This is a genomic window from Mucilaginibacter sp. PAMB04168 (genome assembly GCF_039634365.2).
GTDB lineage: Bacteria > Bacteroidota > Bacteroidia > Sphingobacteriales > Sphingobacteriaceae > Mucilaginibacter.
This window is the reverse complement of sequence record NZ_CP155079.2, coordinates 2,186,873-2,210,397: the sequence shown is the minus strand read 5'-3', so window position 1 is coordinate 2,210,397 and position 23,525 is coordinate 2,186,873. Positions and strand designations below refer to the sequence as shown.

Annotated in this window: 27 protein-coding genes; 10 read left to right on the top strand and 17 right to left on the bottom strand. The window is 43.0% G+C overall.

Features of this window, described 5'->3' with window-relative positions; genetic code table 11:
* Positions 1–271 precede the first annotated feature (271 nt).
* The 8 genes from ABDD94_RS09525 to ubiE all read right to left on the bottom strand — a co-directional run bounded on the left by ABDD94_RS09525 (position 272) and on the right by ubiE (position 6,580).
* Entirely contained in the window at positions 272–1,063 is a 792-nt protein-coding gene (locus tag ABDD94_RS09525; RefSeq protein ID WP_345955660.1) for a DUF6089 family protein, read from the bottom strand.
* Positions 1,064–1,072: 9 nt separating this feature from the next.
* Complete coding sequence (locus ABDD94_RS09520) at positions 1,073–1,951, bottom strand: NAD kinase (protein WP_345947855.1); 879 nt, start codon at positions 1,949–1,951, stop codon at positions 1,073–1,075.
* A gap of 4 nt (positions 1,952–1,955) precedes the next feature.
* Positions 1,956–2,615 (bottom strand): CBS domain-containing protein, encoded by a 660-nt coding sequence (locus ABDD94_RS09515; protein WP_345947856.1) that lies wholly within the window; start codon positions 2,613–2,615, stop codon positions 1,956–1,958.
* Positions 2,616–2,618: 3 nt separating this feature from the next.
* The gene (locus ABDD94_RS09510) at positions 2,619–3,386 is read right to left on the bottom strand and encodes an alpha/beta hydrolase (RefSeq protein ID WP_345955659.1); all 768 of its coding nucleotides are present in this window, start codon (positions 3,384–3,386) and stop codon (positions 2,619–2,621) included.
* 131 nt (positions 3,387–3,517) lie between these two features.
* Entirely contained in the window at positions 3,518–3,967 is a 450-nt protein-coding gene (locus tag ABDD94_RS09505) for a GatB/YqeY domain-containing protein (RefSeq protein WP_345947858.1), read from the bottom strand.
* 124 nt (positions 3,968–4,091) lie between these two features.
* Positions 4,092–4,850 carry an SDR family NAD(P)-dependent oxidoreductase gene (locus tag ABDD94_RS09500; protein WP_345955658.1) on the bottom strand — a complete coding sequence of 253 codons (759 nt, stop codon included), beginning with the start codon at positions 4,848–4,850 and terminating at the stop codon, positions 4,092–4,094.
* Positions 4,851–5,120: 270 nt separating this feature from the next.
* The gene (locus tag ABDD94_RS09495; protein WP_345955657.1) at positions 5,121–5,849 is read right to left on the bottom strand and encodes an outer membrane beta-barrel protein; all 729 of its coding nucleotides are present in this window, start codon (positions 5,847–5,849) and stop codon (positions 5,121–5,123) included.
* The gene (gene ubiE / locus ABDD94_RS09490) at positions 5,849–6,580 is read right to left on the bottom strand and encodes a bifunctional demethylmenaquinone methyltransferase/2-methoxy-6-polyprenyl-1,4-benzoquinol methylase UbiE (RefSeq protein WP_345947861.1); all 732 of its coding nucleotides are present in this window, start codon (positions 6,578–6,580) and stop codon (positions 5,849–5,851) included. The genes ABDD94_RS09495 and ubiE overlap by 1 nt, the downstream gene beginning before the upstream one ends.
* Before the next feature lie 121 nt (positions 6,581–6,701).
* Here ubiE and ABDD94_RS09485 point away from each other — a divergent pair, with 121 nt between their 5' ends.
* Positions 6,702–6,974, top strand: coding sequence for a DUF3072 domain-containing protein (locus ABDD94_RS09485; protein WP_345947862.1), 273 nt, complete (start codon positions 6,702–6,704; stop codon positions 6,972–6,974).
* Positions 6,975–6,994: 20 nt separating this feature from the next.
* A complete protein-coding gene (locus ABDD94_RS09480) occupies positions 6,995–7,981 on the top strand; it encodes a glycosyltransferase family 9 protein (RefSeq protein WP_345955656.1) in 987 nt (328 codons plus the stop codon).
* Here the strand turns inward: ABDD94_RS09480 and ABDD94_RS09475 are convergent.
* Complete coding sequence (locus ABDD94_RS09475; RefSeq protein WP_345955655.1) at positions 7,978–8,403, bottom strand: BLUF domain-containing protein; 426 nt, start codon at positions 8,401–8,403, stop codon at positions 7,978–7,980. The two genes, ABDD94_RS09480 and ABDD94_RS09475, sit on opposite strands and share 4 nt — an antisense overlap.
* Positions 8,404–8,505: 102 nt before the next feature.
* Complete coding sequence (locus ABDD94_RS09470) at positions 8,506–8,874, bottom strand: response regulator (protein WP_345955654.1); 369 nt, start codon at positions 8,872–8,874, stop codon at positions 8,506–8,508.
* Between the two features lie 154 nt (positions 8,875–9,028).
* Here ABDD94_RS09470 and ABDD94_RS09465 point away from each other — a divergent pair, with 154 nt between their 5' ends.
* The 5 genes from ABDD94_RS09465 to ABDD94_RS09445 all read left to right on the top strand — a co-directional run bounded on the left by ABDD94_RS09465 (position 9,029) and on the right by ABDD94_RS09445 (position 13,762).
* Positions 9,029–9,607 (top strand): Crp/Fnr family transcriptional regulator, encoded by a 579-nt coding sequence (locus tag ABDD94_RS09465; RefSeq protein ID WP_345955653.1) that lies wholly within the window; start codon positions 9,029–9,031, stop codon positions 9,605–9,607.
* 221 nt (positions 9,608–9,828) lie between these two features.
* Positions 9,829–11,223, top strand: coding sequence for an arginine decarboxylase (locus tag ABDD94_RS09460; protein ID WP_345947867.1), 1,395 nt, complete (start codon positions 9,829–9,831; stop codon positions 11,221–11,223).
* Positions 11,224–11,285: 62 nt separating this feature from the next.
* Positions 11,286–12,137: an AraC family transcriptional regulator gene (locus tag ABDD94_RS09455; RefSeq protein WP_345955652.1), complete on the top strand. Its 852-nt coding sequence runs from the start codon at positions 11,286–11,288 to the stop codon at positions 12,135–12,137.
* Positions 12,138–12,212: 75 nt separating this feature from the next.
* Positions 12,213–12,926, top strand: coding sequence for a siderophore-interacting protein (locus ABDD94_RS09450; RefSeq protein ID WP_345947869.1), 714 nt, complete (start codon positions 12,213–12,215; stop codon positions 12,924–12,926).
* 95 nt (positions 12,927–13,021) lie between these two features.
* A complete protein-coding gene (locus ABDD94_RS09445; RefSeq protein ID WP_345955651.1) occupies positions 13,022–13,762 on the top strand; it encodes a class I SAM-dependent methyltransferase in 741 nt (246 codons plus the stop codon).
* A gap of 130 nt (positions 13,763–13,892) precedes the next feature.
* Here the strand turns inward: ABDD94_RS09445 and ABDD94_RS09440 are convergent, their stop codons facing one another.
* Entirely contained in the window at positions 13,893–14,618 is a 726-nt protein-coding gene (locus ABDD94_RS09440) for an RNA pseudouridine synthase (RefSeq protein WP_345947871.1), read from the bottom strand.
* A gap of 149 nt (positions 14,619–14,767) precedes the next feature.
* Between ABDD94_RS09440 and ABDD94_RS09435 the strand changes: the two genes are divergently transcribed.
* On the top strand, positions 14,768–15,148 hold the full coding sequence (locus ABDD94_RS09435) for a hypothetical protein (protein WP_345955650.1): 381 nt from the start codon (positions 14,768–14,770) through the stop codon (positions 15,146–15,148).
* Positions 15,149–15,297: 149 nt separating this feature from the next.
* On the opposite strand, the gene ABDD94_RS09430 is transcribed toward ABDD94_RS09435, so the two are convergent.
* The 3 genes from ABDD94_RS09430 to gatB all read right to left on the bottom strand — a co-directional run bounded on the left by ABDD94_RS09430 (position 15,298) and on the right by gatB (position 18,677).
* A complete protein-coding gene (locus tag ABDD94_RS09430; RefSeq protein WP_345947873.1) occupies positions 15,298–16,023 on the bottom strand; it encodes a response regulator transcription factor in 726 nt (241 codons plus the stop codon).
* Between the two features lie 69 nt (positions 16,024–16,092).
* On the bottom strand, positions 16,093–17,208 hold the full coding sequence (locus ABDD94_RS09425; protein WP_345955649.1) for a TlpA disulfide reductase family protein: 1,116 nt from the start codon (positions 17,206–17,208) through the stop codon (positions 16,093–16,095).
* Complete coding sequence (gatB, locus tag ABDD94_RS09420; RefSeq protein ID WP_345947875.1) at positions 17,208–18,677, bottom strand: Asp-tRNA(Asn)/Glu-tRNA(Gln) amidotransferase subunit GatB; 1,470 nt, start codon at positions 18,675–18,677, stop codon at positions 17,208–17,210. Before gatB ends, ABDD94_RS09425 begins: the two co-directional genes overlap by 1 nt.
* 270 nt (positions 18,678–18,947) lie before the next feature.
* Between gatB and ABDD94_RS09415 the strand changes: the two genes are divergently transcribed.
* Entirely contained in the window at positions 18,948–20,069 is a 1,122-nt protein-coding gene (locus ABDD94_RS09415) for an aminotransferase class V-fold PLP-dependent enzyme (protein WP_345955648.1), read from the top strand.
* 40 nt (positions 20,070–20,109) lie between these two features.
* Here ABDD94_RS09415 and ABDD94_RS09410 read toward each other — a convergent pair whose 3' ends face one another.
* From ABDD94_RS09410 to ABDD94_RS09400, 3 genes are read right to left on the bottom strand one after another with little or no spacing between them, the layout of a single operon-like run.
* Positions 20,110–20,907 (bottom strand): polysaccharide deacetylase family protein, encoded by a 798-nt coding sequence (locus ABDD94_RS09410; RefSeq protein ID WP_345955647.1) that lies wholly within the window; start codon positions 20,905–20,907, stop codon positions 20,110–20,112.
* Positions 20,888–21,841, bottom strand: coding sequence for a glycosyltransferase family 2 protein (locus ABDD94_RS09405; protein ID WP_345947878.1), 954 nt, complete (start codon positions 21,839–21,841; stop codon positions 20,888–20,890). Before ABDD94_RS09405 ends, ABDD94_RS09410 begins: the two co-directional genes overlap by 20 nt.
* On the bottom strand, positions 21,842–23,008 hold the full coding sequence (locus ABDD94_RS09400) for a glycosyltransferase family 87 protein (RefSeq protein WP_345955646.1): 1,167 nt from the start codon (positions 23,006–23,008) through the stop codon (positions 21,842–21,844).
* A 119-nt stretch (positions 23,009–23,127) separates the two neighbouring features.
* On the opposite strand from ABDD94_RS09400, the gene ABDD94_RS09395 reads away from it, so the two are divergent.
* Positions 23,128–23,517: a hypothetical protein gene (locus ABDD94_RS09395; RefSeq protein WP_345955645.1), complete on the top strand. Its 390-nt coding sequence runs from the start codon at positions 23,128–23,130 to the stop codon at positions 23,515–23,517.
* The last annotated feature ends 8 nt before the right edge of the window (positions 23,518–23,525 follow it).

The window sequence follows — 23,525 nt, the reverse complement described above, 5'->3', positions numbered from 1 at the left end:
GCCTACGATGTTTTTATGAAAAAATGCTTTTTTACGCAATTAAGCTGTTCTATGTGGCGTCTGACTCTTGAAACACTTCGCTATCACCAAAACAAAGGCCTATCAAATATTATTATTAAGATCAGTAGATATAATCACTTACTAATCAATACTTTATATGAACACGAAACAGATCACATTGCCTATCAGGGCTTAATGACTCATCAGTACTTTAAACAAGTGAAGTTGCACGCTTGCATTACTGGACTGAAATAACGCTCTCCTTCCTTTTCTACCTGTAATAACACTTCTGGCTCAAAAAAATGTAAGAGATGCCGATAGTGTATAGCATGTAAGTATCATGCTTACGGAGGTCGCCGCGTTGAGTGCCTGGGGCACCTATGTTAAAGCCACCATTGCGTTCGCCGCTGCGATCGGAAAGGGCCAGAGCAATCGGGTCGCGAAAAGCGTTGGGGCTGGTATACAGATTGGCTACATCGTCCAGCCGGTCGGTATATGCAGTACGATACCCTATATCAGCTACCAAACTCAATTTGCCCGAAATATTATATTTTATTCCTCCGCCAAAAGGAATAGCAAACGTGCTGTTTTTATAGGGTGCCCGCTGCCCTTCGGTACGCAGCGGCCGCAGTTCATATGTTTCGTTTTGATAAGTAGCCTGCGGATTGTAACGCGTAGAAGCTATGCCAGCGTAAATAAAAGGCGTGAAACTGTTATAACCATCGCCAGGCAAATACTTCAAAAAATTAAACTCGCCGGTTACAGCCAGTTCGCTCATTGGTGTAAAAAAGCTCAGGTTGCGATCGCGCTGTTGCTGGTACTTGGATGTGCTGTCGGCGCCCTCAATTTGTGCTTTGGTAAAGCTGGCTTTTATAGATATATAGCCGTTAACATTGTAACGCATTAGTATACCGGCAGCCAAACCACTTACCTGTAAGGGATTGCGCTGATTAAGATCGCCCTGGTAACCAGCAGCACCAGCCTGTACACCAATTTCCCACTTTTGGGCCTTTGCACAAACACCCAACATCATCAAAACCACCAAAGTAAGCAAGCCCCGCATTTTACAAATTTAATAATTGCGGGCATCTAATCCCCACAATAATTTATTTCTTAGCGTGGCCAGGTAACTCTCGTTATTGAGCCTGATGAGGTTTACACTAAAACCGGCTTTACGGATATCAAATTTCATACTACTATCAATCACAGCCGTTCGCGAATCGCAAGATATAAGGTAATTAGCGCTCCGGGTTTCTACCTCAAATGTAAGCGAGCAGGTATCGGGCAGTACTATAGGTCTAACATTTAAATTATGTGGCGATACCGGCGTTACTACAATGGTATCTGATTGGGGGTAGATGATCGGTCCGCCGCAGCTCAGTGAGTATGCCGTGGAACCGGTTGCTGTTGATATTATAATGCCATCGCCCCAGTAGGTGTTTAAAAACTCACCGTCCAGGTAAGCGTGCATGGTAATCATGGCCGAGTCATCGCGCTTATGGATAGTAATATCATTCAGCGCAAAATTATGCTTGCCAAAAATCTCTGCATCTGAGCATAAGCAGATCAACTCACGTGAATCGAGCGTAAACTCGCGGTTTACCACTGCATATATAGCAGCAGCAATATCATTTTTGTTTACACTGGCTAAAAAGCCCAGCCTGCCAAAATTTATACCAATAACCGGAATACCGCTATCACGTATCTGCGTCACCATATCAAGCAGGGTACCATCGCCGCCCAAAGTAATAACCACATCAACAACCCCGTTCAGTGGCTGCTCGCTCTCTAATATTACACATGTAAGGTTGTTGATTTTGCCCTGTAGAGCTGCATGGAGCTGTTGGTACAGGTATACTTCTACCTTGTGTTGAGCGAGTACATCGAATACTTGCTGAATAAACGGAAGCACCGTATCGTTAAACTGCCTGCCGTAAACTGCTATCCTCATAAAATTACATGTTCAGGTAGTTCATAAAAGATTCGTACCTGTTCAAAGAATCATCATCGTCATCGTTATGATTAAAGGTTGCTTTTACATCATAGCCGTAACGTAAAAAGGCGGCGTTGATAGAAGAAATATCCAGTTTATTCAATTTAAGCGTTATTTCAAGTTTAGTGGATTCCGGAAAAGTGCGCACGTACGAACTCAGAATCTGGGCATTGTCTGATTCGACGATTTGGGCCATTTGCGACATGGAATTGTTTTTATTGCTTATCTCAAGCACAATGATGCCGCCTGGCTGTACTGCGGCTGTTATTTCGGCAAAGTAGCTATTCATTACGTTAAGGTCAATAACGCCTGAGTAACTTTTGGTTGGCCCCAGCACCGGCACCATGGTTAAATGATGCTCGTAAAACAGCCTGATTACGTCGTAAACATGCTGATCTTCGAACACAAAATTATTAACGTGCAAATGCGGTATGGAACTTACCGGCAGCGTATGGTCTGGGTCGGTAATATCGCTTTCGGCCAGCAGGCCGATAAACGTTTGCTCATTTACAACCGGCAGGTGCCTTACACGAAATTCTACCATACGGTCAATAGCCCGTTGTATGGGATCAGTAGTAGTAACCGGTGGTATAGTGTTGGCAGCTAACTCGATTGCAAGCATAAGTTAAACTTTTTGTTTTACATGTTCTAAATACTCACGCAGTGCTTTGTTAAACTCCTGCGGTCGTTCCATCATAGGTGCATGGCCACATTGGTCAATCCAGTAAAGTTCCGAATCGGGCAGCAACTGGTTGAACTCTACGGCTACCTCGGGTGGTGTAATTTTGTCATTTTTACCCCAAATTAGCCCAACCGGCAACTTTATTTTAGCCAAATCCTTCGCCATATTGTGCCTGATGGCTGATTTTGCCATAGCCAATATACGCACAACCTTCGATCTATCGTTAATGGTGATAAAAACCTCATCAACCAGATCTTTGGTTGCTACAGCCGAATCATAAAAAGTATAGGCAACTTTTTCTTTTACAAATTCATAGTTCTCGCGGCGTGGAAACGTGCCCCCAAAGGCATTTTCATATAAGCCCGAGCTTCCTGTTAATACAAGTGTCTTGAGCCTTTCGGGATGAGCAAGAGTGTAGATCAGACCCACATGGCCACCAAGAGAGTTACCTATAAGGGTAATGTTGTCGAGCTCCATTTGCTTTATAAAACGGTGCACATACTTGCTCAGCGTTTTAACACCTGTAGTTAATAACGGCAAATCGTATATAGGCAGTATAGGGATAATTACCCTGTACTCATTCTTAAACTCTTCAATCACTTCCTCCCAGTTGCTTAAGGCACCCATAAGGCCGTGCAGCAGCAATAATACCTCGCCCTGGCCTTCATCGATGTATATAAATCCTTTTTCTTCTTTAAGCACAAATTTCATATCGGGGGTGTGAATATCTATCAATTTTGGTATCAGCTTATTATACTACTTTTATAATCGGTATAAAACAGTTAATCGCTGGCTATAAAAGTAGTTTTTTGAAACAGAGTTTCAATACTTAAACAAATTAATTATGCCAGCAATTGTTTTACCACTTCAGATATAGTTTTACCGTCGGCTTTACCGGCCAGTTCTTTGTTGGCTGCGCCCATTACCTTACCCATATCTTTTACCGAAGTAGCACCTACCCTGCTTATTAAATCCTTAAGATAAGTTTCTATTTCTTCGCGACTCATCTGTTGCGGTAGATAGGCCTCTATTACCTCCATTTCCTCCTTCTCTATCTGGTATAAATCCGGTCGGTTTTGGGCCTGGTATATCTCAGCCGATTCTTTGCGCTGTTTAACCAGTTTTTGCAGTACTTTAATTTCGGTTTCTTCCGTTACTTCCTCCGCAACGCCTTTTTCGGTTTTAGCCAGCAGCAAAGCCGATTTTATGGCGCGCAGGCCGCGAAGCCTGGCTTCCTGCTTAGCCAGCATGGCCTGCTTAATATCCTGATCTATTTTTGTAGTTAGCGACATTTTGTGATTAAATTATTGGTTAATTATGTTGATAGTTAATTGGCGAAGATGTATATGGAATGAGTAGAACAATGCCGGCTTTTCATACGCTTTGACTAATCATCCGTCAAACACTATTATTAACTCACTTTCGGTTTATCATTGTTCCGGTGGCTTGTGCCGTTGGCATAAGCACAAGGTCGTTGATATTAACGTGTGCCGGCCTGGAGGCCACCCACCATATAGTGTCGGCTACATCATGCGCAGTTAGTGGCGTAAAGCCTTCATAAACCTTTTTAGCTCTATCTTTATCACCTTTAAACCGAACTTCCGAAAATTCGGTTTCTACCGCTCCCGGATGAATGGCTGTTACTTTAATACCGTACTGCAACAGATCCATACGCATCCCCTTAGTCAAAGCATCAACCGCCGACTTGGTAGCACAGTAAACGTTACCATTAGGGTATACATCTTTACCCGCAATGGAGCCGAGGTTAATAATATGGCCGCGTCCGTTATCAATCATCCAATTGGCCACGGTTTTACTTACGTACAATAACCCTTTTATGTTAGTATCTACCATGGTATCCCAATCGGCAAAGGTTCCTTTGTTTATGGGATCCAGCCCCTGGCTTAGGCCGGCGTTGTTGATAAGTACATCCACCCGTTTTAGTTCGGCCGGCAAAGTTTCCAGATGATGGAGAACCTGCTCCTGCGAACGGATATCAAAAGCTGCGGTAGCTATACGCACGTTGTAGGTAGTGTTGAGATATTGGGCCAATTGATCGAGCCGGTCTTGCCGGCGGCCTGTCAGTATCAAGTCGTACCCTTCGCGGGCAAATAAGTGTGCACAGGCCTCGCCTATTCCGGCGGTGGCTCCTGTTATTAAAGCAATTTTAGCCATAGGAATACTTAACTACTGGCAGCGAAATTATGTTTTTTAAAGTAGAGTGAAGAATTAGAATAAAGTTTAAGCTCTGGCTTACTTCTGGATGTTATACCAATTTGTAGGTTACCTCAACTGTGATACATAGCAACGATAGCATAAAGCAATAATAAACACATTAACCCATTTACTCAAAAAGCATCCGGTGTCTTTAGTCGTATTTTCCCGCACTCGTTTATATGGCATGCTTGGTTCCGGGCTCATTTAAACGACATGTAACATTGGTTGCTACTCGAAATGCAGGCTGAACATTAAGCTATGTAAAAACAGCTTATTGATGGGTGCCGCAAGCGGTGTATTGCCTCCCACCAGCACGTTACCAAAAGAATTGCCCACCTTAATTTCAGGTGACATCTTGAAATATTCGAAATAAATATCGAAGCCAAAGCCGGCTTCATATGAAGCGAAGCCACGTGTGTTTCTTAACCGTTGCTGTAAAGGCGCTTCGTTCTCATCGGGCTTGCCTTTGCTTACTGCCATAGAGTATTTTACGCCGCCTAAAATATACGCCCGAACGTTCCCGATCCGGTCAGACCGTAACTTTAACAGCAGCGGTACATCAACCGATGTGGTTTGCACCTGCCTGGTCAGGTTATCATTGCCGTTTTCGAAGGTATAATTCAGTTCTCTGTCGGCAAATACCAGTGCCGGTGTGGTACGGGCTTCTAAATTTTCCGAAAGACGGTAGCGGGTAATAAATCCAACCGAAAAGCCGGGTGTACTGCGTGAACTGATACTGGTAAGCGGGCTGGTTAAATTATTACCCGTTTCAGGGTCGCGTATGGGTGTGCGCCAGTCGGGCTGTTTAATAATCTTGTAATCCTGCCTTATGTATTGAAAGCTAAAACCAAAGCTCAGATCATTTTGATCGGCACCCCCACCCCAAGACTGCGCCTTACCAAAATGACATAGCAGCATAGCTGCAACAAATACTATTGCTTTCTTAACACCCATCATCACTTTACACCTGTATATATAGAACAAATACCAAAAGCCAGCGGACGGTTTTTAGTTTGTTTATAACCTACCTTATTCATCATTGCTACAAAGTCTTTCCCATCCGGAAAAGCGGCTACCGACTCGGGGAGGTAAGAGTAAGCACGGGCATCTTTAGAAAAAATTTTTCCAATGCCCGGCGTGATATAATTAAAATAAAAATTATAAAGCTGTTTAACCGGAAACACCCGTGGTTTCGAAAACTCAAGCACCACCACTTTTCCGCCCGGTTTAAGCACCCGCAGCATATCTGCCAAACCTGTTTCCAGGTTCTCAAAGTTGCGCACACCGTAAGCTACCGTAATGGCTTCAAATTCATTGTCGTCAAATGGCAGCTTTTCCGAATCGCCTAAACGCACTTCAAAGCGGTCACTTAAATTACGTTTCGCTATTTTTTGTTTAGCTACCTCCAGCATACCGGCAGAGATGTCCACACCAATAATCTTTTCTGGCTTTAGGATGGTTAAAGCCTCAAACGCAAAATCACCGGTTCCGGTGGCTACATCCAATATGCGCTTGGGCTTAAGTTCCTTTAATTCGTTTATAGCAATTTTACGCCAAATGATATCGATCCCCAGCGACATAAAATGATTCAAAAAATCGTAGGTTTTAGATATGTTATTAAACATATCGGCCACTTGCTCCTTTTTGGTTGCCTGCTGGTTTTGGTAGGGCGTTACAGTTTTATTCATTACGCTGTAAAGATAGTGATTTTGTAGTTTGCTGTTTTAAGTTGGCTGCCATAAGTTGGGATTTACTAACAACCTGAAACAAATTAAACCGCTTGCCAGTTTACCCAACAATAAAACACAGATGATGATAAACGAAGATACTACCGGCGATTTATTCGAAGACAATAACACCGGCAACACCGAAAACGGCAACGATAACCTAAAAGGATCCAATACAGAGAAAGACCCTGATGACTGGACTACCGGTGATGAACCAATGACCGGCGCGCAGAAATCGTATCTTAAAACACTATCAGACGAAGCTAATGAAGAGTTTGATGAGAACTTAACTAAAGCAGAAGCCTCTAAACGCATAGATGAACTGCAACATAAAACCGGCCGAGGACTAAGCTAAGCCAAGCATCCGAACTATTAATGAAACTACCTGCTACCGAGATTAAGAAGATAGCCGTTTTTCGCGCGTTGCAATTGGGCGATATGCTTTGCATTATTCCAGCCATGCGAGCATTACGCTACGCCTACCCTACTGCACATATTACATTGCTGGGTTTGCCCTGGGCCAAAACTTTCACCGAACGCTTCAGCAGCTACTTTGATGACTTTATTCACTTCCCAGGCTTCCCGGGCTTGCCTGAACAACCTTTTGATGCTAAAGAAACTGTAGCTTTTTTAACAAGTATGCAAGGGCAGTTTGATTTGCTGCTGCAAATGCAAGGCAATGGGACGGTTATAAACCCGATGATGGAGTTATTTGGTGCGAGATTTACAGGCGGTTTTTATACGCATGGTGATTTCGCTGCTAATACCGATTACTATATGCCCTATCCTAATTATGGCCCCGAACCCGAGCGCCATGTGTTATTGATGGAGCATTTAGGCATACCAGCCAAGGGCAACGAACTGGAATTTCCGCTAACTGAACAAGACCAAGCAGACTTTGATGCCCTGCAACTACCGCTTGAACCAGGCAATTATGTTTGCATACACCCCGGCTCGCGCGGAGCTTGGCGCCAGTGGCCAACCGAGCACTTTGCTACTTTAGCCGATTACTGTGTTGAGCAGGGTTATACCGCTGTACTAACCGGTACTGCGGGTGAAATGCCTATAGTAGAGAGTGTAATTGGACACATGAAGCACCCAGCGCTAAACACGGCTGGAACTACAGCCCTGGGCGCTATGGGTGTACTTATTAAAAATGCACGCCTGTTGGTGTCTAATTGCACCGGTGTGTCGCACATGGCTTCGGCTTTCCAAACACCAAGCATTGTAATTAGCATGGATGGTGAGCCCGACCGCTGGGGTCCCATCAACAAACAAGTACACCGTACATTAAATTGGATTGAGCACCCCGACTTTGACCTGGTATTTAACGAGACAAAGGATTTATTGCAGAAGGCTTAATATATTTCAACCATCCGGTTGGTATTAGCGAAATTGCTTAACAGCTTTAAAATGCTGTTGCCAGCCGGATTTTCTAAAAAGCCTTTATCTCCAGGATTTACATAAGTACCAAGCTCGGCCATTTCCTCTGCATTAGGCGCTTTAAAAGCCATATTCCATTCCGGAAAAAGACGTTCGGCTATTTCGCCTTCCGTCATTTTCAAAATGTTGGTATGACGGTCGTCTGCAGCTATGATGTTATAGGCTTCCTGTAAGGCCAGCTCCTCTCCTTCGAGCACTTGTATAAAAGTACCTCCTCCATAAAGCAGCAGTCCTGTAAGTTTACGGCGTTCGTTATTTTGACGGCTTACCGTAAGGATGTCGAGTAATTCATCCTGATTCAGCATTTTAGTAGCCGAACTAATATAGACAAGGTATTTCATAGGGTGTAACAAAAGCTGCAAAGATATAGCTTAGGCGTAAACTCTACATATACCGGCCTCCATCATCAGAATATGGTTAGTATAATTACTTAGCGACGACACTTAAGCGGCTAATGGTAGCTTTTCTTCAACCAGTTCAATAAGTCGGCTCATGTCAAACGGCTTTGGTAAAATACCGTCAGGTTTTATTTGTTTAAAGTAATCACCCAGATCATCCATACCACTGCACATTACAACTGGAATAGCATGCGTTTCGTCTGAAAGTTTTATCTGATTACATAATTCGCGTCCATCACCATCAGGTAACTCCACATCAAGAATAATCAGGTTAGGATGATACTTTTGTATATGTTCAATTAATCCCTTAGCACGCGTAAGCGTTTTTACTTCATAACCCTGATCGTCTAATATTTGGCAAATCAGGCTCAACATAAACTCGTTATCGTCAACAACTAAAACCCTGTTTTCCATAATATTATTAGTTATATATGTTATAATTCAAATAACATGCCATATTTAAACCAATGGTTAATTAATAAATTAACTTACTATATAACTTTTCCACATAAAGAGGCTATCGGCTCTATTCATATGGTAACTCAAATGCATTTTATATTTTAGGCCAATGGATGATCAGCTCAATGCTATACTTAATAATGTAAGCAAACACATAGCCTTAACCCAGGCCGAAAAAGACATATTCACAAGTATGCTGCAAACCAAACACCTTAAACGTAAGCAGCATTGGCTGGCCACCGGTGATATTTGTCGTCATTCGGCATACGTAACCGCTGGTTGCCTGCGCGGCTATACCGTTGATAGTAACGGTTATGAGCATGTATTGAGCTTTGCCCCGCCCGACTGGTGGATGGCAGACATGTACAGTTTGCTTACTAACCAACCCGGACATTTAAACATTGAAGCGCTGGAAGATACGGAAATGTTGCTACTGCCCAAAAGCAGCCAGGAAGAGCTGTATAAATTAGTACCTAAATTTGAGCGAGTGTTTCGTATACTGGCCGAAAAATCATTAGTAGCCTATCAGCAACGCCTTATTGATAACCTCAGCCTGCCTGCTGCCGAGCGTTATGACCGCTTTTGTCGCCGGTACCCTACTCTAATCTATCACTTGCCCCAAAAACAAATAGCATCGTACATTGGTGTTACACCTGAGTTTTTCAGTAAGATGCGTAAAGCAATGTAGTTGTAAGAATTTGACGCTAAGCCGGGTTATTTTGTGAACGCAAACTTTTAGGGCTTTTATTGCTTAATTACTCAATCATTAATTACATAACTGGTCACTATTTAACCTCCAACTAAAACCCTGAAAACAAATTACATTGCAGCGATAAATATGTGGGTAACTTTGCCCATTTTTTATTGAAAAAAGTTACATTTTTGCCAAAATTTTAGAGAACATAAAGAATGCAAAGCTACCAGGAATTTCTGGACCTGAGTGTGGGTTTTCCGCAGGATGGTTTCGAGATCATAGATGACGAATTATACTTTCACGACCTGAACCTGATGGAGATGATTGAAACGTATGGTACTCCGCTGAGGTTTACCTATGTGCCTATCATTTCTAAAAAAATACAGCAAGCTAAACTGCTATTTCAGCAGGCTATTGTTAACAATAATTACCGTGGCAGTTATAAATATTGTTATTGCACCAAAAGCTCACACTTTAAACACGTTGTTGAAGAGGCTTTAAAAAACGATATTCACCTTGAAACGTCATCGGCTTTTGATATGCCCATGATTGATGCCCTGGAAAAGAAGGGTGTGGTGAGTAAGGATATTACAGTAATTTGTAACGGCTTTAAAACGTACCAGTACAAGCAGTACATTGTAGACATGCTGCATGATGGTTTTAAGAACATCATTCCGGTGTTAGACAACAAAGAGGAGTTTAACATCTATGATGATGAGATTGAGATGGATACACCTTGTAACCTGGGTATCCGTATCGCGTCCGAAGAGCAGCCCGATTCGCAGTTTTACACATCGCGCCTGGGCATACGCATGGAGGATGTGATTGATTTTTATTACAATAAGGTAGAAAAGAACCCAAATTTCCGGGTGAAGTTACTGCACTTTTTCATTAACTCCGGCATATCAGATACGCCTTATTACTGGAATGAGTTAGAGAAATATGTTACCCTTTACTGTAAGTTCAAGAAGATAAACCCTGAGCTGGATACACTCGACATTGGCGGTGGTATGCCTTTTAAAGACTCGCTGGTATTTGATTTTGATTACGAATACATGATCAACGAGATTGTGAAACGTATTAAAGAAATTTGCGGTGAGCACGATGTAGAGGAACCGGATATTATTACAGAGTTTGGTAAATATACCTGTGCCGAAGCATCGGGCATACTTTATAAAGTATTGGGCCGTAAACAGCAAAACGACCGCGAAAAGTGGCTAATGCTGGATGGATCATTCATCACCAACTTACCCGACGTTTGGGCGCTTAACCAAAAATATATATTACTGCCCATTAACAATTGGGATGCCGAGTACGAGCGTGTAAACCTTGGCGGTATTACCTGCGACGGACAAGACTATTACAACCAGGAAGCTCACATGAACAGTGTATTTATGCCAAAAACGCGTAAGGTGCAGTATCTGGGCTTTTTTAATACCGGTGCTTACCAGGAGGTATTGAGCGGCTACGGCGGTATACACCACTGCCTGCTGCCTTCCCCTAAACATGTACTCATACGCCGCAACCGCGATGAAACCTTCAATTTTGAAGTGTTTGGCGAAGAGCAGAACAGTAAACAGGTTTTAAAGATTTTAGGTTACACCACCTAATTGTATAAAAGCCCTCAAAATTTGAGGGCTTTTTTGTTTTATTTGCAGCTCACCTTATACACATGGAACATATCCCCGTTCATAAGCTGCAAAGCAGCACAGGCTTAGGCTTTGAAATTTGGCATTCGGGCGACAAGGGTTTTAAAAAAGATGGCATGCGCTTGGGAGCACATCGCGATGACCACTACATCTTTTTTTTAATGGAAGAAGGCGAAGCTTCACTTATGGTCGATTTTACAGAGATCTGCATTGCTGCAACGTCTGTCTATTACGTTTTACCTGGGCAAGTACATCATGGTATAAAAAGTGTGAGCGCGGCAGGCTGGTTCCTTGCTGTTGATACGTCGCTCATTTCGGTAGATTTTAGAACCGTATTAGAGAATGGGCTGCTTATGCAACAACCAAGGTTGCTGGATGCAGATTATTACCAGCGATTTGTTACCATAGTCGAATTTCTACACCAGCAGTTTAGTAGCAATAATAACAAAGCCTTTTCTACACACCTAACACAAGGGCTGCTTAACTCCTTTTTAGCGATGACCGCATGCCTGTACAGCGACCAGATAAACGGGGTACAAACCACTACCCGCCCAATGCTTATTGCACATAATTTTAAAAAGCTGCTTACCGAAAACTTTATGAGCATCAAAAGTCCGGCTGCTTATGCAAGGCTGCTTCACATATCGGAATCTTATTTAAACGAGGCTTTAAAAAAAATTACAGGCTTACCTGTATCTTACTGGATACTGCATGAGGTGATGATTGAAGCTAAACGACTGCTTTATTATAGCCAACTCAATATTAAGGAAATTGCACACCAGCTCGGTTATGATGACCATACTTACTTTTCGCGCCTTTTTAAAAAGGCTAACCAAATAACACCGCTGGCTTTTCGGGAGCTTTACCGAAAATAGTCCAATCTATACCCCGCTTTATCTATTTGCCAGCTGGCATTATCACGGTTTCTTTGTAATCATAAATCTTATACAATGACCGACAAATTCCTGCAACACTTTAGAAAAAAAGCGGCCAACTTAATTGATGGCAAACTCGCAAAAACCGGAACGGTATTAGAAGTACGTAAATGGGAACCATCAACCATTATAGAGGTAGACCTCCATTTACCGCAAACCGTTATGGACGACTGGAACGAAGTTCCATACATGAAGTGTAAGGTCGATGATCTTACCTACCGCGATTACACCCCATCCGGCTGGGACGCTGAAACGCAAACCTGCACCCTGTTTATAGACGCCGGACATGCGGGCCCTGGCAGTCGCTGGGCGCAACAGTTACAAAAAGGCGATAAAATAAGCTACCTGGGCACTAATAGTACACGGCAAACCCCCTCTTCCACATCGGCCGTAATATGCCTGGGCGACGAAAGCAGCATAGGCCACCTGCTGGCCATGCAACAGCTTACATTGCCCCAAACCCGGTTTTCAGGTGCTATTATTATTGACAACGACCAAAACCGAAGCTTATTTAAGCAGTTTTTTAAATCGCCATTGCAACCTATACCCCGTACTGATGTTTGTGGTCATCATTCGTTAACAGAATGGTTGCTGGAACAGACTTGCTCCATACAAAACACACTGTTCTATATTGTTGGTAACAGCCATATGGTTACCCAAATGCGCAAATTGCTTCGAAAGCAGGGCTATCAATCAAATCAAATTAAGTGTCAGGGCTTTTGGTCGTAAAGGCAATATGGATTACAAAAGCTGTGCATTTGATTATACCTTTATCAAACAAATAAGGTAATTTAGCATTGCTTTAACGTAAACCTGCTTAAGCCATGTTAAACTATAAATTCAGCCTGTTATCTGCCTTATTATTTTTAAGTTGCTGCACCGAACATCCCAAGCATCAAGCAACAAACCAACAGCAGTCTGCACAATCAAAAGATTCAGCTTATACATACAAAAAGCCATCGCCAAACGGTATTGGCAAAATGTACAAGGGCCGCGAGATAGCGAAAGTAATTAGCTTTAGCGGCGCTGGCTGGCTGGAGCGAGATACGCGGAACCAGGAAGAAAATGTAGAGTTGGCGGTTAAGTATTTACCGGTTGATAAAGAAAGCATTGTGGCCGATATTGGTGCAGGGACTGGCTTTTATACCTTCAGGATTGCCCCGAAAGTAAAAAAGGTGCTGGCCATTGAATTGCAGGACGAAGCGTTGGACTACCTGAAGCAACGCAGCCAGAAATTAAAGCTAACAAATGTAGAGGTGGTGAAGGGTATGGAAAAAGTCCCTAACCTACCTGACAGCAGTATTGACCTGGCCTTGATGGTTGACGTTTACCATGAGCTGGAGTATCCGCATGAGTACTTGCAAGCCTTGTACAAAGCACTTAAGCCTGGCGGCAAAATAGTAATGTTGGAATATAAAGGTGAAGATCCTGAAGTGCCTATCAAGGAGCTGCACAAAACTACTACAGTGCAAATAAGCAAAGAGCTAACTGCTAACGGCTTTACCTTTGTAAAAGATAAAGCCGGCTTGCCTATGCAGCACTTTTTAATCTATCAGAAGAAATAGTTAGTTCGATTAATTATTATGAACGTTACTGTACGCAGCAGGTGGAAACCGTATGTTTACGAGACGCTTAACACACATTCACAAACTGCGGCAGTAGTCCTCTAACGATACCTTCTGTCTTTACTGTTTATTAACTATCAAACTTGTCCAGTAATTTTAATAACGTTTCGAAATCCTTTGGATATGGAGCATTGATAACCACTTGTTTTTCCTCACTAACTTTAAACGTTAACTCGAAGGCGTGCAGGGCAAAGCGTTTCATGATAGGCAGTTCTTCCTGATCTTTACCCAAATGGTATTTACGTTTGAGCTGCGAAAGGAATACCGGCTTGCCTTTATACATTTCATCGCCGGCTATGGATGCGCGCTGGGTTGCCAAATGAATACGGATCTGGTGCATGCGGCCTGTCACCGGTCTGCATTCTACCAAAGTATAATGTTTAAAATATTTTAACGACTGAAACCACGTTTCGGCACGTTTACCCTCCTGCCGACTTATAGACACCGTGTTTTTACCGGTGTTGAGAATAGGCAGATCAACCAGCAAATCATCAAACACGTGGGTGCCTTCTATAACGGCGTGGTATACTTTCTTTACCTGGCGCCGCTCAAACTGCATAGATACTAAACGATAAGTTTCGGGATTTTTAGCAATAATTAACGCGCCTGATGTTTCTTTATCCAGGCGGTGACAAATTTGTGCATCTTCCCAATAATTTTTGGCCAGCCTAAGCATGCTGATCTCGCTGCTGCCATCGCCACGCTCATCAAGCGAGCTGATGAATGGCGGTTTATTCACTACAAACAGGTTATCGTCTTCGTATATAATGAGGTCAGTAAACTTCGGAATTTTCATACTTACAAATAGGGTACAAAAATACGGTTATTATCGCAATACTTTAAGTCACTGCAGCAGCAGTTGCAAGATTATGCATTTAAAACAGAAACAAACTACTAGCCAATGAGTTAAATAACTACTGTCCAAAAATTTAAAGGAACAATGCCATGAGTACAAAATCAGCAAGGCCGGTAAAAACGAAACAAGAGAACTTGTTTGACAAAGTTAAAACTGCTGTGAGCGATATGTGGGACACTGCCGCTCACAAAGCAGAGGACTTAAAAGATGTAGCAGAGGATAAGATTGAGGATATTAAGAAGAAGGTGAGCGCTAAAAAAGTACCGGCTGCCAGGAAACCATCGGCTGCCAAGCAGCTAGTGAGAGACACGGCACCATCTTTAAAAAAGGCTAAGGTTAATTTGGCTGATGTAAAAAAAACTGCAGCTATGGCAGCCACACAACCTAAAGCAGAAAGCGTTGTTAAAAAGATCAATTCCAAGAAAGCAACAACATCTGTGGCTAAGAAAAAAGCGACAACTAAAAAGTAAGATTTACCTGCTTGATAGAAATAATTGGCTGCCTATTAGAACATCTCTTCTTCGTTGACATAATGTTGGTTATTTAATAGGTAGCAGTGGATAAAACAACAAGGCGCTTACCTGATGAGATAAGCGCCTTGTTTAATATTTCTAAATTATTAATTTGCAATAGTTGGCAAATACTCAAACTTGTATCCTACCCCTTTAACCGTTGACACATAGTCTTCGCCTAACTTCTCGCGTAGTTTGCGGATGTGTACATCAATGGTACGGTTGGTAACTACTACAGAGTCTTCCCAAATATTTTTAAGGATCACATCGCGGGTGTAAACCTTTCCGGGTTTTGATGCCAGCAAGTAAAGTAATTCAAATTCTTTTTTGGCAAGCACTACTTTAGCACCTTTTTGATAAACCAGGTAGCTTTCACGATCTATAACCAGGTCACCTACCTCAAGCTTATTGTCAGACACTTCATCAGTACCAGCATTGCGGCGCAGTATGGCGTTTATACGGCTCACAAGGGCACGGGGCTTAATAGGCTTGGCTATGTAATCATCAGCGCCTACGTTAAAGCCTGCAATTTCCGAATACTCTTCGCTGCGGGCAGTTAAAAACACCATAAAAGTATTTTTAAACTCGGGCATGGTGCGCATAATACGGCAGGCTTCTATGCCGTCCATCTTAGGCATCATAATGTCCAGCACAATTAAATCAGGCAAAACTTTCTTTGCTTCGGCAACTGCTTCTTGTCCATTATGGGCTAAATGAACCTGATAACCTTCTTTCTTTAAGTTATATTCAATTAACTCTAATATATCAGGCTCGTCATCAACAATTAATATCTTTTGTTTCGCTGTAGTGCTCATCAGGTCGAATTTTGGCATAAAGGTAATACCAAAAGAAAAGCAAATGGTTAAACCATTGTTAATAAATTGTTAATGCTTAATATTTACTTAAAGTTTAGCGAAGGTTTTGTTAAAAAACTCTTCTAAGCTCTTGCCTGATAAGTTCTTGGCAATAATCTTTCCCTGCGGATCTATAATGAAATTAGATGGAATGGCCTCAATATGGTATAGCCGTTCAGTTGGTCCTTCAAACTTTTGCAGGTCTGACGCATGCTGCCAGGTTAGCTTATCAGCTGCTATAGCTTGCTGCCAGGCGGCCTTTTCCTCATCTAAAGATATGCCCAAGATATTTAAGCCTTTGCCTTTGTATTGGTTGTACAGGCGCACAACGTTAGGATTTTCCTGACGGCAAGGCGCACACCATGATGCCCAAAAATCAATCATTACATATTTACCTTTGTAATCAGATAATTTAACCGGCCTGCCGTCAATGCCTTTAGTGGTAAACTCAGGTGCGTTATGACCCACTGAGATTGGCTTAACTGCTGCCATCTGCTTCACAAATTGCTGTACGGAGGCATTCTCTTTAAACTTGCCTTCCAAGCCATCGGCATACGCAACCAACTGAGGTTCATACTTATAAGGATCAAGCGACATAGCAGCGTAAAAAGCAGCCAATGAGCTTTTGTTCTTGTCTATAAACTGCAATACCTCGGTGCTGTAATTGGCCATGTTCTTTTCAAACATGGGCTGGTAAATCTTCAGCAGTGAATCCTGATTTTTGGTTTCCTGTGCCTTGGCCTGAAACTCGTTCACAACCTTAGAGTTCATTTCGCCGTACTTGTTGCTGAAGGTGTTAAACTCCTTAATTTTGTCAGACTCCTGCGAACCGGTTACGGTGTAAGCATGGCCTTCATTTTTTAAGTCTGTCTCAAAAGATATATCATCGCCGTTTTGTGCAATCAGGTCAAACAGCGTTCCGCCTACGCGTACCTTAAATAGGTTGGCGGTTGGCGATTGGTTTTTGAACGTAAACTTTCCGTCCGAAAGCTCTACAGAATCGATGATGCTCACTTGAGAAGTATCAGCACGTAGCAGGTAAGCCTTTTTAGCTTCGCTGGGATTTTTGATGGTACCTTTAATAGTAAAGGACGATTTATCTTTACAGGAATACATACCCATGACGGCTAACGCCAGGCTGCAGGTAATGATGTGTTTCTTCATTATTGAGCTTGTAGTGCTTTAATTAAAAGCTGATTTGTTTTTTGCGGATCTATCTTACCCTTGGAGCGTTTCATAATCTCGCCCATGAATAAACCTAATACGCCTTTTTTACCTTTTTGGTATTCAACCACTTTATCCGGAAACTTGGCCAGTGCTTCTTTAATGAAAACATCCAGTTCGTCGCCGTTATCACTGATGATCAGATTCTGCTCTGCAGCAACCTGTTCAGCCGTTTTAGTGGCATCCTGCAACAGTGCCGGAAATATCTTATGAGAGGCTACTGTATTGTTTACTTTGCCTGCATCAACTAATTCAATTATGCCTGCTAGTTGCTGCGGAGTTAAAGTAAGCGAATCAATGGTTCGGTGATGCTCATTAAGGTACGATTTAACTGTACCCATTAACCAGTGGACCGCCGATTTATAGTTAGCTGTACAAGCTATTAATTGCTCAAAATATGTCACGAGGTCATGATCGGCCGTAATTACTGATGCATCATACGGCGATAGACCCAATTGCTCAATATACTTGTGGTAAAGCTCCTCGGGTAACGCGGGCATACCTTGCCGAATTTTCTCAAGGTATTCCTCGCTCAACATCAACGGTTGCAGGTCGGGCTCGGGGAAATAGCGGTAATCATTAGCCATCTCCTTGCTGCGCAGAACAGATGTTTCGCCTGTATCGGCATTAAAATTCAGCGTATTTTGGTCAATATAACCACCTGCTTCTATAATGTCTATCTGTCGTAAAAACTCATGCTCAATGGCGCGCTGTACATTGCGTATCGAGTTCAGGTTCTTTACCTCGCAGCGGTTGCCCAATTGGGTGGCACCTTTTAAACGTACAGAGATATTAGCATCGCAACGCATGCTCCCTTCTTCCATGTTACCATCGCAAATGCCCAGGTAACGCAGCAGCTTGCGCATTTCGGTGAGATATTGTACCGCTTCTTCGCTGCTGTGAATATCGGGTTCTGATACTATTTCGAGCAGGGGCACTCCGGCCCGGTTAAGGTCAATAAGTGAATGCGTATCATGCTGATCGTGCATACTTTTGCCCGCATCTTCTTCCATATGAATATGGTGTATGGCAATTTGTCGCTGGGTGCCATCATGCAGTTTTACGGTTACATGGCCGCCCGTAATAATCGGGTGCTGATCCTGGCTTATCTGATAGCCTTTGGGCAAGTCGGCATAAAAATAGTTTTTGCGCGCAAAGTTGTTGAATCGATTAACCTGCCCGTTGCAGGCGAAGCCTAACTTCACGGCGTATTCCACTACTTTTTTATTCAAAAACGGCAAGGTTCCGGGGTGACCTAACGATACCATACTGATGTGCTCATTAGGACCTGCGCCAAACTCGGCACTATCGGCCGAAAAGGCCTTACTTAAGGTTGATAGCTGCGCATGTACTTCCAAACCCACTACCAGCTCGTACTTTTCGCTTGCTTCGGTGCTATTATTAATCATTGTTCCAATACCGGTAGTTATGCCTACCCTAACGTGGCAAATATAAATTTATTCAGCAGTTATCGACCTAAAAACGATAGAAAGTTTGGCGGGTGTACATGCGAACAGCCAAAATGTTGCGCAACATAAAAATAATCTGCTGTAAATCCGGGCCGGAGTAAACATCAGTTTCTTGTAAAACTCTTGTTAGCTCGCCAACTCTTTAGGTTATAATCTACCTGCTAAGCACTCAATTATTTACATTTGCCACCATATATAAATATAGCCTTAATGAAGATTGAAACGCTGGCCATACACGCCGCCAACCATACAGATACCGCTACCTCTGCCGTTATACAGCCCATCGTATTAGCCACTACATTTGAGCGCGATGCCGATGGCGGATACAGTAAGGGCTACAGCTACAGCCGGGCGGGTAATCCCAATCGTAACGCATTAGAAACTGTGCTGGCCCGATTAGAAGGCGGTGCTGACGCTGCGGCCTTTTCATCTGGCAATGCCGCCGGTATGGCGGTGTTTCAGTCGCTTAAGCCTGGCACGCATATTATAGCACCTAGTGATATGTATCATGGGTTGCGCAACCAGTTAAAAGAGCTGTTTGAGGGCATTTTAACGTTTGATTTTATTGACCTCAATGATGAGGCGTTATTACGATCCACAATCAACGCTGATACCGGCTTAGTTTGGATTGAAACCCCTTCAAACCCGTTGTTAAAAATAACCGATGTTAAAAAGGTAATTGCTATAGCACACGAGCGTGACATTAAGGTAGCATGCGATAATACGTTTGCTAGTCCGTTAGGACAACAGCCCTTAACCCTGGGTGCCGATCTGGTGATGCACTCTACTACCAAATACCTGGGTGGCCACAGTGATTTAACTGGCGGCGCTTTAATTACTGCACAAACCGGTGCCTGGTGGCAACGCATACTGCAGGTACAGCAAATGGGTGGCGCCATACCTTCACCAAGCGATTGCTACTGGCTTACGCGGAGTATTAAAACACTGCCCTACCGTATGCGCGGCCATACGCACAACGCACAATTGCTGGCCCAATTTTTAGAGCAGCACCCCCAGGTTGAGCAGGTGCTTTACCCGGGTTTGCCTTCACACCCACAACATGAGTTGGCAAAAAGCCAGATGCTGAGCTTTGGCGGTATGCTTTCTTTTATGGTAAAAGGCGGGCAGGAAGCGGCAGAAAAGGTATTAAGCCATACTAAACTCTTTACCTCAGCTACCAGCCTGGGCGGTGTTGAAAGCCTGATTGAACGCCGTGCAGCTATCGAAGGCCCTGATACTAAAACGCCTCAAAATCTGCTGCGCGTTTCGGTAGGGCTAGAACATATTGACGACCTGATTGAAGACATGCAAGCTGCCCTTGAAGCCAGGTGATGGCTTAAGTTTACTGCGTGTACAAATCGTAAAAAAAACGTTATGCCGGCGACTTTCCGGTTTTTCTTACCATAGTTACAAAGTCGCCTGTTTTGCCAAAAGGATAACCTTTTTTTAGCCCCCAGGCTATAAAATCGGCCAGGCGCTTAATGAACGGATCGCCGCTATTGCGCACCACATAACCAGGAAAACCAAAACGCTCAGGCTGATTCAGGTCGGTAAACTCCCATGGATGGAAATACAGGTTGAGGTAACCATCCTTGCGGTGCGTACTTGCGCTTAGCATTTTTAGGAGAGCCATTGGCAAATTATGAAAGCTTAACCAAAACAAAGGAAAGCGAACAACCGGTGATACCGATGAGGGTAACTGCAGCACGTTATGGTGGTAAAACCAGGTACGCGGCTTGCTAAAATTATTGTACCTGCCCGGCAACCAGGTAGGGTTGATGGATGAATTGTATACATAACCCGCTTTTTCAATCTCGCGCTCGTCTACCGGCATCATACGTGCCATGCGGTAGCCGGTTACCTGAACACCGCTAATCTCTTCCAGCTTTTGTTTAGATTGCAGCAAGTGCTCCGGTTTGAAATCGGAATGATAATAGCCGTGCGAAGCCAGTTCATGCCCTTCGTTAATAATTTGCATCACTATCTCGGGCCTATGCTGTGCATAATTGGCCGTTGTATAAAAAGTAGCCTTTACGCTGGCATCTTTCAATACTTTTAAAATGCTTAAAGTGCCGGTGGTTGATATGGAAAGCTGTTCTTCGAACGGAATGCTCTTGCCATACTCAAAAGGCATATCAAATTCCTCAATATCAAAGCTTAGCAAGATCATGGTTAATGCGTTGTAAATTGGTAGAACGTATAATATAATTAGGCCGCTGCTTGGCCTGCATAAACAGTTTACCCAGATAGGTACCTATGATGCCCAGTACCATCAACTGTAAACCACCAAAAAATACAATGGTAGTTAACATGGATGCCCAGCCAGAAACTGCATCGCCCGAAAAATAGCTGATTAATATATAAGGCATATACAGCAGCGCCATTACAGAAAAGAACATACCCAAACCCGTGGCTATATACAGCGGCCTTACGCTGAATGCGGTGATGCCCTGCATGGCAAAATTAACCATCTTTTTAAGGTTATATTTGCTCTTGCCCGAAAACCGGGCCTCGCATATATAATGTATGCCGTACTGCTTAAAACCAAGCCATTTAACCAAGCCCCGTATAAATAAGCCGTTCTCGTTTAAACTGGTTAGTACGTTGGCCACTTTACGGTCAATGAGCCTAAAATCGGCCGTGCCTTTTTCCAGCTTAGTATCTGAAAGTGAATTAAGCACACCATAAAAAAGATCAGACGATTTGGTTTTAAAGAAAGTGGCTTCGTCCTGATACTCACGGCAGGTGTATACTACGTCGTACCCTTCCTCCCATTTTTCCAAAAACTGCGGAATCATTTCGGGCGGGTGCTGCATATCACTGTCCATACTGATAATGGCATCGCCATCGGCATAATCATAGCCGGCTTTCAACGCATTTTGGTGACCAAAATTGCGCGACAATTCCAAGTAATACAGGTTGTTGTCTAATCCCGCCAGCGCTTTCAAACTGTTTAAGGTTCCATCGGAGCTGCCGTCATCCACAAAAATCACTTCATAATCGTAGTTTATGGTTTTTAAAACTGTAACAAGACGTTCAGCTAAAACCTCGATATTTCCTTCTTCGTTAAAAGACGGAATCACTACAGAAATCTTCTTTCTCATCTATTGGGCCACGTAAACTGGTTGCCGGTTAAAGTTCCGGGTTAAAATTTCATATATTATTCTGAGCCATATCACAAAGCAAGGCAGTGCCTTTAATGCATATGGCTTTATGTAGGTTTTATTGATCAATTTAGGAAACAGGTCTGATGGTGACAGGCTGGTAATAACCAGCGCGAATATCAGCAAGCCAATCTCCAACGTGGTAACCGGCCGGGGCAGGTTCATGTACCATATGGCTACACCTACAAAAGCTATGATATAAGTAGGCGATTCGGACCCGGTGCTGAAAATTACGGTAAAAATCAACGTAGATGCTAAAAGCAACAGTTGATAAGGCGCTTGCCGGTAACTGTGTATTTTTAAATAAGATGTACCAAATAACAACAAGGCCGGTACCATCACTATGAGGTTTGACAGCTGCGGATATTGGAAGATACGGCGTATCATACCCATCACGCTTATATCTTGCATGGTTGAGGTAGCGTTAAGCGCATTCTTTTCTACCAAACTGGCGTACCAATCGTAATAACTTTGCATTACAAACGATGGTGACGAGAACAGCATGGGCAGCGCAAAAAGCACAATACCCCAAAATATAAGCGACAGAATAAATTTCAGCTTATTATCTGAAAAGAAGAAAAATGCCAAACCCACAATGCCGTAAAGCTTAATGTAGGTACCGGCTACAATTAACAGCGCTGCCCAAAAATCCTGCCTGCGCCTGATGAATACATAACTCAGCACAATAATCCCTGCCATCATGGGGTTAAACTGCACGTTAAAAGATGATGTCATAAGCTCGTGAGCGCAAATGAGCAACACGGCCGTACGCTGAGTGACCGATAGCGGCAAAAGCAATATAGCCTGGTACAACACCCACGCATTTACCATTACCCATAAAATGGAACCAAGGGTATCGGGCAGTAAGGTAAAGGGCGCTATTACAAGCGCGAACAATGGACCGTAATGGTTGGTATCTAAAAAATACTTGGGCTGAGGCGCATACAAATTAACCTGGTGTACCAGGTTAATGAACGTATACTTATAGATATAATAGTTGTTGATATGCTGATGAAGCGCCTGTTTCAGGATAGCGAAAAAGCTCAGCCCAAACCAAATAATGGTTACAAAAATCCGGTTGCTGAACAGCTTTAAAAATTTAGACATTAAAAGCGGACTGTCAATTACTTGTTACAAATATAGCAATATGTTCTTTAATTGACGGGTTGGCATACCAGTGTTGCAACGGCTTATATAAATATACTATTTCTTATTATTTTAGCCACATGGATCAATATTCTATTCCCTTAAAGTACCGTAAAATGGAGAACCTGCACATTGTCTTTTGGCTATTGAAAGATATTGGCTGGTGCCTGGTGTGGAAACCTTTAGGGCTGGTTATGATTATCCCTACCTTGTTTATTTCTATTGTGATTGCCTACCGTACCCGCGATATGGTGGCTGAACTGTGCCACAACCTGGCTATAACCTTTTGGATAAGCGCCAACTCGTATTGGATGATCAGCGAATTTTTGGGATTTGATACGCACACCGTTTATGGTCATATCACTTACAAAAACCTCACGCTGCTCCCGTTTATGATGGGCGTATTTTGCCTGGCATACTATTACGCTATCTGGAAGCCAAGGAACCCGGATGCCATTGAAACGATGTAGTTTAAGTA